A 17,313-nucleotide genomic window follows, 5' to 3' on the forward strand; every position below is an offset into this window, starting at 1 on the left:
TCCACTCACCCAACATGGTCCCTCTGTTGATCTCAGCACGAGAGTGAATAATCGTTGGGATCTTTGTTTAGGCCAGGTCTTTCATAATACTCGGTTATGGTTATTATCCGACAATTTCACGAGCGATAGAACAGAAGAGTGACAAGGGTCCGGCTATGATGAATTTTCTTGATATCTCAACTGGAATGATTTCACCATCATGTCTTCGATGAACAGATCTGACCCTGAAGGTTTCTTCTTCCTCTCTCTGAATCTCCCACATCGTCTGCCAGATTTCTGTGCTGATCTCTGGATTAATGTCAAAGACAGTGATCTGCTGAATCTCCTCAAGTGAATATCCAAGCAATTTACATGCGGTCTCATTTGCCCGATACACTGCTCCAGTGCGATCAAAAAGGAGTATTGAGTCGGATGCCTGGTCAAAGACAAACCTGATGATTAAAAGTTCTCTTTCCAGCTTTTCCCGTCGCGTCATCTCTGCCATCAGGTCCTGATTTGCTGCCCTCATTTCCCGTGTTCTCTGTTTAATTACAGCTTCGAAGTTGGCATGGTAGATCTGCAGTTGTTCTTCAAGGTGTTTGCGCTCTGAAATGTCTGTACCAATTGCCTGGATACTTCCAAGTATTCCATCACTTGTGAATATCCCCCTGTACTGCCACTCTTCCCATGCTACCATCCCGTCAGCCTGTATCGTTTTAAATGCAATCTTTGCAATCGAGTTTTTTGGTGTCAGATCAGCTCGTAGCCTTGTGAGTCTCTCAAGATCTTCATGTGAGATAACGGGTTCATAGGGGAATCCTACTAGTTCATTCCTTTCTCTCTCCATCCTCCTGCAGAACGCATTATTGACATAGGTGAGTATTCCGTCAGGACGTGATCTGAAGATGAACTCGTTCTGGTCTGCTGATAGGGTTTCAGCCTCTTTTCTATAGATTTCAGCCTGGTGGAGAGCTTCTTTCATTCTTGTCTCATCCTTGAGGATGATTGCACATCCAGGACGCCCGTCATCACAGACCACGGGAATAATCGATATATCAAGCCACCGGTCAATACTTCTGACCCTTATGGTGAGATCAAGGTTGTCTTTCTGCCCCTGAACTGCTCGTTTGACTCTGAAGATCATATCGTTTTGCATGAGAAGGCTCAAACTGGGATCAGTGATCTGTTTACCTGTAGGATCGTCAGATAATCCGATGATCTCACAAAAACCGTTTCTGATAGCTCCCACGACCATCCGGCAGGTGATGAGAATGTAGGGATCACGTGTGCACACAGCAAGGGCTGAAGAGGGAATCCTATTTGAAAGATGGTATACTTTGGCTGTGCTCACAATCCGAAGATCTACTTCTCCTTTCATCTGCAGTCCGTCGAGGTACTTAGCCACCGTTGTCCGGTGTATCCCAAGCACCTGCGAGATGTCGGTAATGGACATTCCACGTGGATGCTCTGCGAGTTGTTCCTTGATTCGCCTGAGTTCTTCAAGATCTCCGATCATCTTCCCTTCACCTCAATCAAATGTCCTTCTCATATGTCGTACATATTATACTATCATATTACTAATTAAACTGAAGTGATCCATCTATTAGGTTTGACTCTCTTTTTGGAATTAAATTTTTGGGCCAATTGGCTCTCTAATTTATAAAAAGGATGAATTTCTGTCGAATAATTTCATTACAAATATGTACGACAGATGCAACTCATTAAATATGGGGGTGTATAACTCCTGATCAGATGCTGCGTACACCTCAAATGGTGTACGTGGATCACCCTGTCCTTTGGTTGTACCAGACTTTGGTCAGAACAACAGGGACATTCTTAACGATTAATCATGAAGGAGACATGTCATGGCTGAAGACTTTGAAGTAAAGCTTGAGAAGAAAGCCTACATTCCTGCCCCTCACTACCTTGCAAATTCTGCGCTGGGTAATTACAAAGAGGCTTATAACAAGTTCACATCAGATCCGGATGGATTCTGGGATGAAAAAGCACGTGAACTGAAATGGATGCGCCCGTGGGAGAAGGTTAGGGAATGGAATCATCCGTATGCCCGCTGGTTTACTAGTGCCAAGCTGAACATCACCGAGAACTGCCTGGATCGTCATGTGAACAATGGACGACGTAACAAACTCGCCATCATCTGGAGAGGTGAAGATGGAAGAGAAGAAGTCCTGACGTACAGGCAGCTGTACCGCTCTGTTATGAGGTTTGCAAACGCCCTGAAAAGTCTGGGGGTACAGAAGGGTGATCGCATCTGTTTCTATATGCCCTTTGTTCCAGAGCATGTGGTAGCAATACTGGCTTGTGCAAGGATCGGTGCTATCCACTCGATCGTCTATGCAGGGTTCGGAGCAGAAGCACTCCACTCTAGGATACGTGATGCTAATGCCAAGATTGTTATAACGGCCGATGTTGGTAAACGAAGAGGAAAGACGATCCCTCTCAAAAGTATTGTTGATGATGCTGTTCGCAATGCCCCCAGCGTTGAGAAGGTTATCGTGCTCTGCCGGGAGAAATGCCCACTGGAGTTGTACTCAGAATTAGAGGTTGATTTCTATGGGATCCAGGAAGGGATGTCGGATGAGTGTCCCGCTGAAGAGATGGATGCTGAAGATCCCCTTTTCATCCTTTATACAAGTGGGACCACTGGATCTGCCAAAGGGATTGTCCACGCATGTGGTGGGTACATGGTTGGAACCCATTACACCTGCAAGTACATCTTTGACATCAAGGAGAACGATGTCTACTGGTGCTCAGCTGATCCAGGCTGGATCACGGGGCACAGTTACATCGTTTACGGCCCGCTCTCAGTCGGTGCTACTGTTGTTATCACTGAAACAACGCCCGATTATCCTGATTACGGTGTCTGGTGGAGTATCATCGAAGAATTTGGCGTATCGATCTTCTACACTGCTCCGACTGCAATCAGGATGTTTATGCGGGTAGGCGAAGAGTGGCCTAACAAGTATGACCTAAGTTCGCTCAGAATCATTGGTTCGGTCGGTGAACCCCTCAACCCTGAAGCCTTCGAATGGTACTATCGGGTTATCGGAAAGAACCGGTGCCCGATTCTGGATACCTGGTGGCAGACTGAAACTGGAATGCATATGATCACAACACCACTTGGAATGCCGATGAAACCGGGTTTCGCCGGGGTTCCAATTCCTGGAGTGTTTGCCGATGTGGTTGACAAGGATGGAAACCCGGTACCTGCTGGCCAGGGTGGTCTGTTGGTCATCAAGGGACCCTGGCCGTCGATGATGAGAACCGTGTATAATAATGATGAGCGGTACCGGAAGTACTGGACCCAGATCAAGGATTATTATACAGTCGGCGATCTCGCGGTTAAGGATGATGACGGATACATTATGATCCTGGGGCGTTCTGATGACATTATCATCGTTGCAGGTCACAATCTCGGTACTGCAGAGGTGGAGTCTGCCCTTGTAGAGCACGAGGCTGTCGCAGAAGCAGCGGTTATCGGTGTTCCAGACGATATCAAGGGCCAGGCAGTCAAGGCATTCGTGACACTAGTCCAGGGATATGAGCCCAGTCAGAAGCTTGTGTCTGAACTGACATACCACGTGAGGATGAGTATCGGGCCAATAGCCATGCCAAATGCGATCGAGTTCATGGATAAATTGCCGAAGACAAGGAGTGGGAAGATCATGCGACGGCTTCTCAAGGCAAAAGAGATGGGCATAGATCCAGGGGATATTTCAACACTGGAAGAATAGAGAGACAGATTCCATGACTGAAAAAGGATTGCATGGACAGGGGAAATCAAAATATGATCCAATTGTTCTCGCAACTGATGGTTCAGCTTCAGCACTAGCAGCAACGATAAGAGCAATAAATCATGCAAAACGGGAAGGAAAGATGGTGCATGTCATCACCGTCTCCGGTCCTTCCCCCCTTGTTGGGGTTGAAAAACTGGCAGAAGATTATGCAGTTGGCAGAACCTGCAAGGTTGATGGAGTCTGGTTTGCTGAAAATTACGCTGACGAGCAGGATGTTCAGATAACCGTTATCAGAAGGGATGGCCCGATAGCCGGAGTCATCGTCGGGTATGCTTCTGAGGTTGGAGCCGATCTCATCGCGATGGGGAGTTCAAATCTCCATGGTGTAGCAGGGTTCATGCTTGGTGATGTATCTGAAGCTGTACTCCGGTTATCTGGATGTACTGTCTGGGCAGTTAAACCCACACGAGAGGAGATGGAAAGGGTTGTTCAAAAGGTAAAAAAGTATGTTAAACCAATCAAAACGGAAAAATCTGTTGATCTGATACCCGATAAGAAACTTTGGAATATTGGAATGATCATGTTTACCCTCTATGTGGTTGCTTATGCTGTCTTTACAGTAGTTGGAACCTTTATGAGAGATATTCTTTCAATGAGGGTATTTGGTCTCAATCTCGCGATATTATCAGGAATGGGTATCATAATCGCTGCAATAGTAATTGCCCTTGCATACAACTGGTACGCCGGGACCAGGGCAGTTCTGGTATAGAGGAGGGAGATAATGGATTATAGTTTCAAACCACTCGCATTCACAATATTTGTGCTCATCACCCTGTCTACCCTTGCTCTCTCATTCTATGCAGCAAGGCGTGTTAGGACAGCAAGTCACTTTTATACTGCAGGAGGAGGCGTAAAGTGGTTTGTCAATGGCATTGCATTTGCTGGAGATTACCTCTCGGCTGCCTCGTTCCTGGGTATCGCAGGAATGATCGCCTTCTCTGGATTTGATGGGTTTATGTACTCGATCGGATTTTTGGCTGGGTGGATTGTTGCCCTGTTGATTATCGCGGAACCACTTCGCAAGATCGGGAAGTTTACCTTCGGTGATGCCCTGGCCTGGAGGTTTGCAAGTAAGAAGATACGACTATGTGCTGCTCTTTCGGCATTGGTAGTTAGTATTTTTTACCTGATTCCTCAGATGGTTGGGGCCGGATCAATAATCCAGCCGCTCATTGGTCTTCCATATGAGGCTGGGGTCATCATCGTCGGTGCTGTTGTGATCCTGATTGTAGCAACAGCAGGTATGGTCTCAACAACCTATGTGCAGTTCATCAAGGGATTTCTCCTGTTGATTGCAGCCGGAGCCCTAACGGTTGGGGTACTTGCCGTAGCAGGAATGGGGCCATTAGAGTTTATCTCAACAGTCCTGAATAGTCCGGCGATCACGGTACCGGCAAGCAATGGAACAGTAACAGGTGATGTATTCATGACTCCGGGAATGAAGTTTAAAAATCCTCTCGACTTCGCCTCCCTGGCTCTTGGGCTGATCCTTGGGACTGCTGCATTGCCGCATATCCTGATCAGGTATTTCACTGTTCCAACCCCTGCAGACGCACGGAAATCTACCGTAGTAGCCATTATTGCCATCGGGGTATTCTATGTCCTGACCCTGTTCCTGGGTCTTGGTGCTAATTACTTCATGACGGTGGATCCAAAGAACTCAAACCTCTCTGCTCCGCTTCTTGCAGAGTTTATCGGAGGGGAATGGTTCTTTGCGATCATCGCATCAATCGCGTTTGCAACCATCCTTGGAACTGTATCCGGGTTAATCATCGCGGCTGCGGGCGCAATTGCCCACGATATCTATACTGAAGTGATGGGGAGGAGATCTGATGACAAGAAAGCACTTCGGATATCCAAACTAACGGCGGTGACAGTTGGGGTGATTGCCATCATTCTGGGTATCATTTCCAAAGGACAGAATGTAGCCTTCCTTGTAGGGCTGGCCTTTGCCATAGCAGCATCAGCAAACATCCCTGCTCTGATATGCACGCTTTTCTGGAAGCGTAGCACCGAGCGGGGGATCATAGCTGGGATCCTGACCGGTTTACTACTCTCCGTCAGTTTAATCCTGATAAGTCCGACAGTAATGGGAAAAGCCGCGCTTTTTCCGCTTGAAAATCCCGGGATTATATCTATTCCGCTGGGTTTCCTGGTAACGATTCTGGTATCATTAACAGGGAAAGAGAAAAAGAGACCAACCGGGATAGAGAACCCGGCTTCAATGTAATTTTTTCATAGATATTTATCTGGTTGTTCCTGCAATGTGTACTAATATCTCCGGTTAAATCATGATTCAAACCGGACTTATTGGGTATATCTGATATTATGTCTGAAATATGTGATGGAAAGAGCCGTGGATCGATCCACTCCGGTCTCTGTGTTGATATTATTCAAAAACAGGATCAACGATCCGGAAAGAAGACGCGTGGGGTGGTGAGTGAGATCCTGACTGGCTCGTCTTTTCATCCTCACGGCATCAAGGTGAGACTCAAAGATGGCACAGTCGGTAGGGTTTGCACAATAATTCAGGAAGAAACCTTTTCACTCAATCAGGCGCAGGATTAAACCAGCGTACCTGATATATTCATCCATTTCCCCTATGATGTGTTAAAATCGAAAAACCGAAATTATCTTTTCCCTTCCAAAGCACTCTCTTTTCTCTGAAGGGACTGGAATATGCGCGGAGTGACAATCCTCTTTTTAACATATTATATCGTAGCAGGATAGGGGAGATAACTTATCCATTTGCTCTCTGCCCTGACTTGATGCGCGAAACCTGATATGATTGCAACTGTCAGATACATACTGGATATCTGGAACAGGAGGAATGGCTGGTACGATCTGCCCGCGAATAGTTCTGATGTCATTCATGTGTCTGGTACTTGTCAGTACTGCCACTATTGGTGATGAGATCAGAGAGAAACCTAACAACACTACTCATGATGGTCCGATTCAAGTGATTCTTGATTCTGATTCTCGTATGGTAGAGATTGGTGATGAGATCCTTCTCAAGGGAATTATTGATAAATCGCTGATTGGAGGTGCTCCGTCAGACGTGGTTATCCTAATTTCGGCTCCTGAAGGTAGTCTTGCTGACACTTTCATTTTGTCTTCTCCTGATCAGCATGGGAAATTTTCCTATAAACTTCCTGCAGATGTGGGTGGAACATGGGGATTTGAGGCATTATATAATGGAGTTAATAGCCCCAAAATTATGGTTGATGCGGTCCCATCAACCAAAGCTGGAAAAACCACTCTTACTTTATCGGGATGGCCTGCATACCCCCGGGTCGGTGATGAAGTAGTCTTTAAAGGCAGGCTCACCGATTCATCTGGGAAAGGTGTGCCAAATAGGGAGATTGGATACCAGTCAGAATCATCAGGTAAAAAATTAGGATCTAATGAGAGTGGTCCTGATAATTCTAATTGGGATGTCCTGGGCTTCGGTCAGACTGATCAGATGGGGGAATATAATTTTAAAATTCCGGTCGTTCAGGATGGTGCGATAAATGTACGGGTTCTCTTCAATGGCGATGGGCAATACACTCCATCCGAGAGCAAAATAATCAGTTTAATAGTGAAAAATCCTTAAATCACTTTTCTTGTATTGTTAAATTTGGCTACGTTATTTCTCATCTTGTGTGCCTGTTTGTTCTCATTTTTCTGAGAAAAAAGTAATTAGTAAGTTATTTTTTTAGGAATTTTTCAGGTTCTTTTTTAAATGCGTCAAGGCATCCTTTACTGCAGAAATAAAAATTTTTGTTCTGGTATGTGGTTTTGAACTGAGCATTTGCCATCTTTACCTCCATTCCACATACCGGATCAATGGCGGTATCTTCAGATAGTGTCTGTGGATTTTTCATACGGATTGGTGGGGTGTACTTCCTTAAAAGTAATGATAATGATACTACTGTCACTGATGAGAGTGCCATGGCAAGGGCGCCATACTCTGGTCTGAAGATAATTACTGGGTAGAATAGGCCCGCTGCGAGAGGTATGAGAATAATATTGTATGCAAATGCCCAGAAGAGATTGAGTCTGATTCGTCCCATAACTTTTCTTGCCAGTTGAATAGCAGCAACGGCATCGGTTATCTCATCCCTTACAAGGATGATATCTGCACTTTCTATTGCAACATCAGTTCCGGATCCTATTGCAATACCTGTATCTGCTCTGGTGAGTGCAGGTGCATCATTGATCCCATCCCCGACAAAAGCGACTACTTCTTTCTGCTGCTGAAGCCTGGATACTTCATGTTCTTTCTCGTCAGGAAGCACATTGGCAATAACACGGTCTATCCCAACCATCTGTCCTACTGCCTGGGCTGTTCGTTGGTTATCACCGGTTACCATCCCTGAAGAGATATGCATCTGTCTCAGTTCAGCAATAGCAGATGAAGCTGATGGTTTCACTGAGTCGGCTACGGAGATAAGTCCAAGAAGTTGTTGGTCTCTGGATACAAGAATGGTAGTCTTTCCTTCCTCCTGTCTTTTTATTATCTTATGATTCGCATCTGATTCGACAGGGACACCGGCTTCAATGATGAAATGCTGATTTCCTGCCCTGATTATTCCTCCGGCGATCTCTCCCATCAGACCCTTCCCGGGTAGATAAGTAAACTGGTTGACATCTACCGGTTCTATTCCTTCTTCAGATGCTTTTGAGATAATTGCTTCACCGAGAGGATGAGTTGAAAGATGTTCAAGAGCCGCAACATAAGAGAGAAGAAGTGGGCGTGAACCGGTGAATACATCAATGTCGGTTACTACAGGTTTTCCTTGTGTAAGGGTTCCGGTCTTGTCGAAAAGTACCGTGGTCAGGCGATCTGAAATCTCAAGACTTTCACCATTTCTTATTAGTATTCCAAGCTCAGCTCCTCTTCCAACTCCAACAGTGATGGCAGTCGGTGTGGCAAGACCTAATGCACAGGGACAGGCGACCACCAAAATTGCGATCAGGGTTTGGAGTGCGAATTGAAGCCCTGCATCAGCTACAAAGAACCAGAAGAAAAATGCTCCGATTGCAATTACTAAGACAACCGGGATGAACCATGTGACAGCAGTATCCGCTATCCGTTGAACGGAAGGTTTTGATCCCTGGGCATCTTCAACTAATCGTATGATCCGCGAGAGCATCGTGTCAGCACCGATCCGTCGTGCCTGAAATGTCAGACTTCCGGATGTTGCCAGAGTCCCGGCTACGACCTCATCCCCTTGTAATTTTTCAACAGGAAGAGGTTCACCTGTCACCATGGATTCATCAACAAAACTGGATCCAGATATTACTGAGCCATCCACCGGGATTCTGTCGCCCGGTCTGATGACCACCATGTCACCCACGATCACATCCTCAATCGGGACTCTGATTTCTTCCTTATCCCTGATAACTGCAGCAGTATCAGCCTGTAGTCGCACCAAGGACTGAATTGCCGATGAGGTCCTTCCTTTTGCTCTCGTCTCCAGGTACCTCCCGAGCATGAGGAATGATGTCAGCATGATTGCAGTCTCGTACAGGATATAACTCATATCAAGCACTATGCCAAAAGTTCCAAGCACACTTGCAAGATAAGCAACAGTTGTACCCATTGCATACATGACATCCATATTCAGAGTCCGGTTTTTCAATGACGTGAAGGCAGCCCTGAATATCGGCATGCCAAGCCAGAAAAACGCTGGAGTCGCAATTAAAAACTGAAGGTAGATTAGTGGATACATCAGGTCTTTGGGTGCTGCCATTAAAGCCATGAGGATGGCTGATATTGCAAATCCTGCGATTACCCGTGTAAGTTTGTCATGGAGGTCTGCCTGAAGTCCATTATCACCTGTCTTGAGGGTCCCTTCCTTATCTGTGCCTAGGTACTGGTATCCAGCCTTTGTGATAGCGTCCCTCATTTGAAATAGGGTGACAACATAGGGATTATAGGTTACATATGCCCGTTCTGAACCAAGATTTACGGTGGCCGTAATAACTCCATCCAGTTTTTTAAGAGCGGTCTCTATTGTCTGTGCACAGATAGCACAGGTCATCCCTCCTATCCGTATGGTGACCTGTTCATTGATTACTCCAAAACCACTTTTTTCTACTTCTTTGGTTAGTGTTGCGTGGTCTGTAATTGCTGGGTTAAACTCTACAACTGCTTTTCCCGTTCCAAAGTTGACCTGTGCATTGGAAACCCCATCTGCAGAAGAGAGCCCTTTCTCTAGGTTGATAGCACAGCTGGCACAGTGCATTCCTGAAATTGCCAGTTCTATCTTCTTCTTTTTTTCATCTGCCATTTTTACCCGAATTCTCCTGTTCTGATCTATTTACCTGCCGTTCTTTTGAAGTGAAAAATGCCTGATCGTATCTTCATTGTCGTTTCAAGTCGTTGAACATTCCTGCCGTTTTCTTAAATAGAAAGAGATGATCACTATTCGATATGATACTCTGTACCGCCCAGATATCACCCTGCTGGCAGAATCCTGAATGCACCCTGACCTCAATAAAAACCAGAATTGCTGAAGCAGTAGAATATGATGCGTCTTTTATTTCATTTCCTGAGCAGGTAATAACGGGTTGGGATCCATTGGATGGAAAGAATTTTGTCCAGACTGAAAGTGATGAAATTGTATCTGTCTTATGTGAATATGCCTGTGATTTTAGTATCGGAATTCTTGGTTCATACCGTGAAAAGTATCAACCCCACCCACGTAACACAGCTATCGCGATTGCTCCGGATGGCCGTATTCTTGGCCGTTATTCAAAAATGCATCTCTTTTCACCTGGTCATGAGGATCAGGCATATTGTCCTGGAGAAGAGATTGCGCTGTTCTCTTATGATGGCTGTAGGTGCGGAATAGCAATCTGCTATGACCTCAGGTTTGCTGATCTCTTCAGACTTTACCGTGATGCCGATGTAGATCTGGTAATGGTACCAAGTGCATGGCCGGCTTCCCGTATGCGATATTTTGAACTTTTTGCCACAGCCAGGGCAGCAGAATTTCAAATGTATGTGGCTGGGATTAACACAGTAGGAAGGACTCCAGTAGATCTCTATTCTGGCGGCTCACTTATTGCTGGTCCAGATGGGGCTGTGATCTGCAGAGGATCGGAAGTTGAAGAACTTCTCTTCTCTGATATTTGTCCTGATCTCGTTGCTGGTATTCGTGAAAGTTTTCCTGTTCATAGTGACCGGAGGAGTGAAGTCTATCAGAATCTTTCCTGATACTGTCTGGAAAAAGATGTAAGATTCCCCAAAAAAAATTATGCCTTTTTTGTGATGTTTTGAGCCTGGCTTGTATTCTGTGTTGTATACTGAACATTTGGTTCAGAATAAAGGACATTGGTGATGTTCCTGTAGTATGTAAGTCCCTGTTCTGTAGTCATATTTGGCTGAAGTGAAACAAGTTGAAGGCCAGGCATACCATATGCTGTGTAATCTGTCATGACTGAAGCATGAATCGCAGCATTTGTGGTATTTGCATACACAAGCATATCCTGTGTTGTGTGGAAAGCTGTCTGGTTATATTTGACAAACAGACCCCCGGATGTTGAAGTATTGCCTGCTGGTGGCGGTGAGGTGGTGGTGCTGTTCTGGCCCGATGCACTTGCAATCGAATAGATAGCATTCTTCTCAGCATATTTTACAGTTGGGAGACTCTGGTAATATGAGATTCCCTGTTCGATTGTCATTCCTGGTGGTAGAATGACTAGTTCAAGACCGGGTATGCCCTGTTGAGAATAATCAGTCTTCACAGTCGCACCAATCGCTGCATTTGCCTGCATTGAGTATGCCTGCATAGACTGGTTGTTTGGAAATGCTGAAGGGTTGAACTGAACCAGTAGTTCGCCCTGTACATACGAAGCCGTAGTAACATTTGGTTGCGGTGGGGGTGTGGTTTTATTATCTCCAGGTATTGCAGTGGTGTTATTGACTGCTTCAGATGGTGCAGTTTGGGCCAGGACGATCACCGCAAGAAAGAGACCTGCGATCAAGGTTAGCACGAGGGCTTTTTGTCTCATATCGTATGATGGTATTGTCTGAACTATTATTCAGGCTTTTGCTCAACCAATTGATCAATGTAATTCAAACGGGGTTTATTAACAATCTATTATCTGAGTTTCATCACAAGAGATTCATTTTTTCCGAACCAATAGTATTTTTTATGGGCGACTCTGGATCATATCGCTTCTCCAAGCGTCTCTCCCATGTACCGGCCTCTTTTCTTGGTGAACTGTTTCGGGTTTCATCCCAGCCTGGTGTGATCTCTCTTGCCGGCGGCCTGCCTGATGCAGAACGATTTGATGTTGAAGGCATTAAAAACGCAGCAGTGGAAATATTCGCGCAGGAAGGAAAGACTGCTCTTCAGTATACAACAACAGACGGATATCTTCCACTACGGACCTATATTGCACAAAGGTATCGCTCACGTCTTGGCCTGAATGCAGATCCCAATGATATTCAGATCGTAAACGGTTCACAACAATGTCTCGACCTTCTCGCAAAAATTCTCATTAATCCTGGTGATCATGTTCTCATGGAACGACCCGGATATTTAGGGGCGATTGAGGCCTTTTCTTATTATGAACCAGTAATTGATTCAGTTCAGACTCTTGATGAATCTGCAGGTCCTGACCTTGATGTTTTGCAGAAACAGATAGTAACTGATAATCCAGTACTCTGGTACGGAATTCCGAACTCTCAAAACCCGTCAGGAATAACCTGGTCATCTGGTGTTCGCAGGGATGTCGCTGATATTTTGGATGGTTCAGACACTCTCTTATATGAAGATGATGCCTTTGGTGAACTCTTCTTTAATGGACGACCCAGGAGCCCGGTCAAAAAATGGCTCTCTCACCAGACTGTCATGACCGGTTCATTCTCAAAAACAATATCTCCAGGGCTTCGGTGTGGATGGATATGGGCTCCTCATCCTGTAATTGAAGAATTTAACCGGGCTAAACAGGCTTCAGATTTGCATTCCAACCTGCTTTCGCAGATGATACTGACAAGATATCTGGAGAATAATAATGTAGATGAGCGCATCAGGGAGACAGCCAAAATTTATGGGGAACGTTGTTATCTCATGCAAGAGATCATTGATGATCAGTTTCCGCCCGGCACTCATCATACCAGTCCTGAGGGTGGTATGTTCATGATGGTTACCCTTCCCTCTGGTATTGATTCAATGGAACTCTTTAGGAAGGGGGTCAGTAATGGAGTTGCAGTAATGCCCGGGTTTCCTTTTTACATTGATGGAGGTGGGAGTGATACCATCAGGTTGAATTTCTCGGCAGTAGGTTTAGAACAGATCTCTGAAGGAATGGAGAGGTTATCACAGGTTCTTAGAACCCTGCTATGATTTGTAATTTTATATATCTCGAGATATGATGGGGCCTGTTATGGTTGTTGTCTCATCAGGACCATAACCAAATAGGATGCAGCCGTACAGTACCCCCAAGTGCATGCAGTCAGGAATGAACTCTGAAGGATCTAGTCCGGCAAAGCAGGCCTATATTATGGGCCTAAAAAAGTACCGCGATGGAGATCTGAAAGCGGCCTGCCCATATTTTTCTCAGGCTATTGATGGGGGTATTGATGATTTTGACATTCTTTACTATAGAGGGATGTGTCATCTTGAAGCAGGAGATTATCAGTTAGCTTTAATCGATTTTGAAGTACTGGTCAGGCAACAGCCAGAAAATCCAGAATACCTCTTTCGACGAGGTTTTGTTCACTATAAACTAGGAATGAGTACAGAAGCGATTCGTGATCTGGCTCTGGTCCCTGAGGATTTCGATGATTGTTCTATCAGATGGCATTACCTGGCTGTACTCTTTTATAAACTTGGTGATTATGAGGCAGCACTTGGTGCCATCGAAAAAGCTCTGACTAAATTCCCAACCATGCCCAAGATATGGTTCAATGCAGGAGTAATCCTTGCGGCTATGAACCTTAATGACCGTGCTGATCTTGCATTTGTTACAGCTTCCAAAATAGATAGTCGGCTCACCAATGCATCCCGTATGATTCTGGAGTGACAGTGTGGATTTTATCAGTCTACTCGCAATAGCTGTCGGCCTCGGGATGGACTGTTTCGCGGTCTCAATAGCTGCCGGAATAGCAGTTCGTGAGAGTCGATTATCGGTCATATCCAGAATTGCAATTTTATTTGGCCTGTTTCAGACAGGTATGACACTGCTGGGATGGGCAGGAGGTTCATTCATCATCGCATGGATTGAACCTTTTGACCATTGGATCGCTGCAATTCTTCTGGGAATCATCGGGGGAAAAATGATTCAGGAAGGTTTATCCGATTCTGATGAGAAAGGAATCGATTTTTACTCAGTATCAGTTCTACTTCTCCTAGCTGTTGCCACAAGCATTGACGCACTCGCTGTAGGACTCTCCTTGGCAGTATTGAAGGTTCAGATTCTGATCCCTGCTCTTATAATTGGGGTTTGCGCTGTTGTAATGTCTGGGGCCGGGTTTTTAATCGGTGAGCGTTTTGGCGATCATATTGGCTCAAAAGCCGAGATAATTGGTGGGATTGTTCTGATCTTTATAGGTCTGAAGATCCTTGCTGAACATATTATTGGAGGTTAAAACTATGAATCAATCAAAAACAGACTCTGCAATATTTATATGCTCTTCAATATGGAAACGTATCTTGAAATGCAGACCATTTTTAATTCTCTCACCTTTTGTTATCCTTGTTTTTTTCCTGCTTATGTGCGGATGTACCACATCTCCAATATTATCTAATAATCCTAATAATACTGGTCTCACAATTCTTGTTGATGACCCTCATGCTTTGGGTATGGTACAGAATCTTGGTCGTGAGTATGAGAACAAGACTGGTGTTTCAGTTTCAATAAAACAGGTCCAAAGTACTGGCGATGATGGAGCATCTTATCAAAAAGGTGACCTCCTTATTGCTGGCATAAGTCGCATTCCTTTTTATGCCTCAGAAGACCGATTGGACTCACTTAATACCTTTTTAAGCACCAACTCCACAGTCAATTGGAGTGTAATGGAAAGGCCGTCTCTCAATATGGTAGGTGAATATCCTGAGCATTCAGGCACAATTTATGCCCTTCCATTCAGCCAGGATGCGCTAGGTATTGTGTACAGGTCTGATCTACTGGATGATCCAAATGAGTCTGAATCTTTTTGTACAACCTATGGATACCCTCTCGGAGTACCGGGACGCTATAGTGAACTGAGAGACATCGCAGAATTTTTCTCCCGTAATTCTACAAATCTGTCTGGAATAGGATTTGCAGGTCTTGGTGGATCTGATCCCATTTCTTCTCCTTGGCTTAGTATTGTCACCTCATATGGATCTGATATATTCGGGGCTTCTTCTGGCAAGGCTGCAGGAACATGGAATAGCAGCAAGACTGTGATGGCTATGACTGCTATGCGTAATCTTTCCAGGTATGAACCTGTTGGGGCAGAGAAATGGGGGGACAAAGATGTTGCAAATGCTCTGAATTCAGGAACCATTGCTGTGGGTATCACATGGTTTTCACAGTTCCCTGATATTCAGACAGCTGCTGAAAAGCAAAATCTCTCATTTGGGTACATCCCCCTTCCTGGTGAGATCACTGCAGATGGATCCTTTAGAGCAATAACGGTACGGATTGACGGGATTGGACTTCTCAAAGGTGGATCGCAAGACCGTGCAAAAGAATTTCTGACCTGGCTCTACTCTCCAGTAGTGCAATTTTCTATGGCAAAGTCTGGTCATCAGCCTGCCCTCCTTACTGTGCTTGACTCGTATCCATATCTCAATATGAATCCATTCAACCGTGCATTACCTGAAAGCATGCGGATCGGAGTGAGTGCTGAAAAGGGTCAGTATGCTAATGAGGTCCGAAATGTGACTGAAAATGCTGTAAAGGCTATTATTTCACCCGAAGGAGACGTATCTCAAGACGAAATATTAAAAATTCTGAATACATCTGCAGCTTTGATCGATTCAATCAGACAAGACGGAGTATCCAAACCCTGAAACTTTTTTATCCGTTTTAATAATGATGGGCATGGGTATGTAGTGCGAACTTCAACCCCTATCTGAATCGGTGGTCGAGATAAAAATCTTTGATTTTTAAATACCGCTAGACAAAAATCATGCGTATTTTCCACGCATCCCATGTGTGTCTACGTAAAACCACCCGGTAAGGAGTGAAGCCGAATGGCAGTGGCTTTCTCGCAATACTGATATTATATCAGTATTTTTAACTTAAATCCAATTTAATATCTTATTTCTTAAAATGTAGGCATTATAACATATTTTCCTTGAACTCTCTGGACATTGGATGTTTTTTCTGAACCTGAATTGTGTGTTTCTTTTTTTCTCATAGCGAATCGTCGCTAAAATATCACTGTGTTTCAATAATTAACCCGAATAGGGCAAACTTTAACCCCCCATCTACTGACCATTGATTCAGAGGTCAATACCCCCGGATATCAGGAGTGTTGCCTCGAAGGTCTGTAAACAGGAATATCCGCATAAGATTCATCTCCTGAGTGGTATACGTGACGTCGGTTTCCGGATATACGATCCGGCCGGCAAAACCGGTCTCCATAACAACTGTTGCATCGGGTGGTTCGACCCACGGGCCCCCGTTCTGCATTCATGGATCACCTACCAGACACATCAACCCCACCAGACAGCACGTGTCAGATCCGGATGACCCCCCGGCGTTCCATATGACCGTGGAGATGGATTACATCATTCCCATCCCCCCTGATTGCATCCCGTCAGGGATTCCTGTTTACAACCTTTCTCTTTACTGATATGTCCAGTTTCCACACCCGATAGTAACCCGGATTGTTCTCAGGAAGTGTTCGCCTGATTTCTGTACCGGATTTAATTCTGGGTTTTCTGTTTTCGGTATACCTTTAGTGCGTATCATCAAGCGGTTCAGGAAGTGTTTCAAAATTGTTTCCACTCTGATCTTTTTTAATCAAGATCTGATCCCTGTTCACAACTCTGCAAAACGACGTGTATATGAAAAAAAAGGGTTCGATATCACTCTTTTGGCGATTTATGAGCGGCTTTTATTAATGATTCATCGTATCTTTAGGATCCTTCATGATCTCCCTGAATCGATGATTCATTTTGCTATCAGATAGGCATTCTTCTATGAAAGTCACAACGCGGGTAAGTTTATCGCAAGAATCTGGGGAGAGTCCGTGTTCCATGATGCAGGCTTCACGGTCTGCTGTCTGAGCTTCCACTCCTGCAAGTTCGAGTAGTCTTCTGATGATGAGATGCGAATCTTTGGTCCTTCTGGCAATACGGGATCCTGCATCGGTAAGCGTAACACCCCCATATGGCTCGTAATTTACCAGACCTGCATCAGAAAGACGTTTAAAACCATCGGTTACCGTCGCTGGAGTTATCTGAAGGGCTGCTGCGATGTCACGTGATTTTGCATACCCCTTCTCCTGTACTATTTCAAAAATTACCTCGAGAAGATCCTCTTTTCGTTGTGATATTTTATCTTCTGCCAATTGATCTCC

At 44.9% G+C, this 17,313-nt stretch carries 15 protein-coding genes; 10 read left to right on the plus strand and 5 right to left on the minus strand.

What is annotated here, in order from left to right; all coding sequences use genetic code 11:
- Positions 1-103: 103 nt before the first annotated feature.
- Positions 104-1,495 carry a PAS domain S-box protein gene (locus DK846_RS11565; protein ID WP_109969111.1) on the minus strand — a complete coding sequence of 464 codons (1,392 nt, stop codon included), beginning with the start codon at positions 1,493-1,495 and terminating at the stop codon, positions 104-106.
- A 349-nt stretch (positions 1,496-1,844) separates the two neighbouring features.
- Here DK846_RS11565 and acs point away from each other — a divergent pair, with 349 nt between their 5' ends.
- The 5 genes from acs (at position 1,845) to DK846_RS11590 (ending at position 7,392) form a co-directional block, all read left to right on the plus strand.
- Complete coding sequence (acs, locus tag DK846_RS11570) at positions 1,845-3,734, plus strand: acetate--CoA ligase (RefSeq protein ID WP_109969112.1); 1,890 nt, start codon at positions 1,845-1,847, stop codon at positions 3,732-3,734.
- A gap of 13 nt (positions 3,735-3,747) precedes the next feature.
- Entirely contained in the window at positions 3,748-4,506 is a 759-nt protein-coding gene (locus DK846_RS11575) for a universal stress protein (RefSeq protein ID WP_109969113.1), read from the plus strand.
- A 12-nt stretch (positions 4,507-4,518) separates the two neighbouring features.
- On the plus strand, positions 4,519-6,027 hold the full coding sequence (locus DK846_RS11580; RefSeq protein WP_109969114.1) for a solute symporter family protein: 1,509 nt from the start codon (positions 4,519-4,521) through the stop codon (positions 6,025-6,027).
- A 98-nt stretch (positions 6,028-6,125) separates the two neighbouring features.
- The gene (locus tag DK846_RS11585) at positions 6,126-6,365 is read left to right on the plus strand and encodes a YwbE family protein (protein WP_109969115.1); all 240 of its coding nucleotides are present in this window, start codon (positions 6,126-6,128) and stop codon (positions 6,363-6,365) included.
- A 220-nt stretch (positions 6,366-6,585) separates the two neighbouring features.
- The gene (locus DK846_RS11590; protein WP_109969116.1) at positions 6,586-7,392 is read left to right on the plus strand and encodes a hypothetical protein; all 807 of its coding nucleotides are present in this window, start codon (positions 6,586-6,588) and stop codon (positions 7,390-7,392) included.
- A 94-nt stretch (positions 7,393-7,486) separates the two neighbouring features.
- On the opposite strand, the gene DK846_RS11595 is transcribed toward DK846_RS11590, so the two are convergent.
- Positions 7,487-10,075 (minus strand): heavy metal translocating P-type ATPase, encoded by a 2,589-nt coding sequence (locus tag DK846_RS11595; protein ID WP_109969117.1) that lies wholly within the window; start codon positions 10,073-10,075, stop codon positions 7,487-7,489.
- A gap of 143 nt (positions 10,076-10,218) precedes the next feature.
- On the opposite strand from DK846_RS11595, the gene DK846_RS11600 reads away from it, so the two are divergent.
- On the plus strand, positions 10,219-11,004 hold the full coding sequence (locus tag DK846_RS11600; RefSeq protein WP_109969118.1) for a carbon-nitrogen hydrolase family protein: 786 nt from the start codon (positions 10,219-10,221) through the stop codon (positions 11,002-11,004).
- A gap of 38 nt (positions 11,005-11,042) precedes the next feature.
- Here DK846_RS11600 and DK846_RS11605 read toward each other — a convergent pair whose 3' ends face one another.
- Entirely contained in the window at positions 11,043-11,801 is a 759-nt protein-coding gene (locus tag DK846_RS11605) for a S8 family serine peptidase (RefSeq protein ID WP_109969119.1), read from the minus strand.
- Between the two features lie 143 nt (positions 11,802-11,944).
- On the opposite strand from DK846_RS11605, the gene DK846_RS11610 reads away from it, so the two are divergent.
- From DK846_RS11610 to DK846_RS11625, 4 genes are all read left to right on the plus strand, one after another.
- Positions 11,945-13,141, plus strand: coding sequence for an aminotransferase-like domain-containing protein (locus DK846_RS11610; protein ID WP_109969120.1), 1,197 nt, complete (start codon positions 11,945-11,947; stop codon positions 13,139-13,141).
- Positions 13,142-13,217: 76 nt separating this feature from the next.
- Complete coding sequence (locus DK846_RS11615) at positions 13,218-13,820, plus strand: tetratricopeptide repeat protein (RefSeq protein ID WP_109969121.1); 603 nt, start codon at positions 13,218-13,220, stop codon at positions 13,818-13,820.
- Positions 13,821-13,824: 4 nt separating this feature from the next.
- Positions 13,825-14,385 (plus strand): manganese efflux pump MntP, encoded by a 561-nt coding sequence (locus DK846_RS11620; protein ID WP_109969122.1) that lies wholly within the window; start codon positions 13,825-13,827, stop codon positions 14,383-14,385.
- Positions 14,386-14,389: 4 nt separating this feature from the next.
- A complete protein-coding gene (locus DK846_RS11625) occupies positions 14,390-15,796 on the plus strand; it encodes an ABC transporter substrate-binding protein (RefSeq protein WP_109969123.1) in 1,407 nt (468 codons plus the stop codon).
- Between the two features lie 442 nt (positions 15,797-16,238).
- Here the strand turns inward: DK846_RS11625 and DK846_RS11630 are convergent, their stop codons facing one another.
- On the minus strand, positions 16,239-16,421 hold the full coding sequence (locus tag DK846_RS11630) for a hypothetical protein (RefSeq protein WP_109969124.1): 183 nt from the start codon (positions 16,419-16,421) through the stop codon (positions 16,239-16,241).
- Positions 16,422-16,851: 430 nt separating this feature from the next.
- Positions 16,852-17,304, minus strand: coding sequence for a metal-dependent transcriptional regulator (locus tag DK846_RS11635; RefSeq protein WP_109969125.1), 453 nt, complete (start codon positions 17,302-17,304; stop codon positions 16,852-16,854).
- Between the last annotated feature and the right edge of the window lie 9 nt (positions 17,305-17,313).

Origin of the sequence: Methanospirillum lacunae, assembly GCF_003173355.1 — an archaeon.
Taxonomy (GTDB): Archaea; Halobacteriota; Methanomicrobia; order Methanomicrobiales; family Methanospirillaceae; genus Methanospirillum; species Methanospirillum lacunae.

Bases quoted from the DNA above. Each gene is read 5' to 3' on its own strand.
- DK846_RS11565 (WP_109969111.1), bottom strand. From the start codon at position 1,495: ATGATCGGAGATCTTGAAGAACTCAGGCGAATCAAGGAACAACTCGCA.
- acs (WP_109969112.1), top strand. From the start codon at position 1,845: ATGGCTGAAGACTTTGAAGTAAAGCTTGAGAAGAAAGCCTACATTCCT.
- DK846_RS11575 (WP_109969113.1), top strand. From the start codon at position 3,748: ATGACTGAAAAAGGATTGCATGGACAGGGGAAATCAAAATATGATCCA.
- DK846_RS11580 (WP_109969114.1), top strand. From the start codon at position 4,519: ATGGATTATAGTTTCAAACCACTCGCATTCACAATATTTGTGCTCATC.
- DK846_RS11585 (WP_109969115.1), top strand. From the start codon at position 6,126: ATGTCTGAAATATGTGATGGAAAGAGCCGTGGATCGATCCACTCCGGT.
- DK846_RS11595 (WP_109969117.1), bottom strand. From the start codon at position 10,075: ATGGCAGATGAAAAAAAGAAGAAGATAGAACTGGCAATTTCAGGAATG.
- DK846_RS11600 (WP_109969118.1), top strand. From the start codon at position 10,219: ATGATACTCTGTACCGCCCAGATATCACCCTGCTGGCAGAATCCTGAA.
- DK846_RS11605 (WP_109969119.1), bottom strand. From the start codon at position 11,801: ATGAGACAAAAAGCCCTCGTGCTAACCTTGATCGCAGGTCTCTTTCTT.
- DK846_RS11610 (WP_109969120.1), top strand. From the start codon at position 11,945: ATGGGCGACTCTGGATCATATCGCTTCTCCAAGCGTCTCTCCCATGTA.
- DK846_RS11615 (WP_109969121.1), top strand. From the start codon at position 13,218: ATGCAGCCGTACAGTACCCCCAAGTGCATGCAGTCAGGAATGAACTCT.
- DK846_RS11625 (WP_109969123.1), top strand. From the start codon at position 14,390: ATGAATCAATCAAAAACAGACTCTGCAATATTTATATGCTCTTCAATA.
- DK846_RS11630 (WP_109969124.1), bottom strand. From the start codon at position 16,421: ATGCAGAACGGGGGCCCGTGGGTCGAACCACCCGATGCAACAGTTGTT.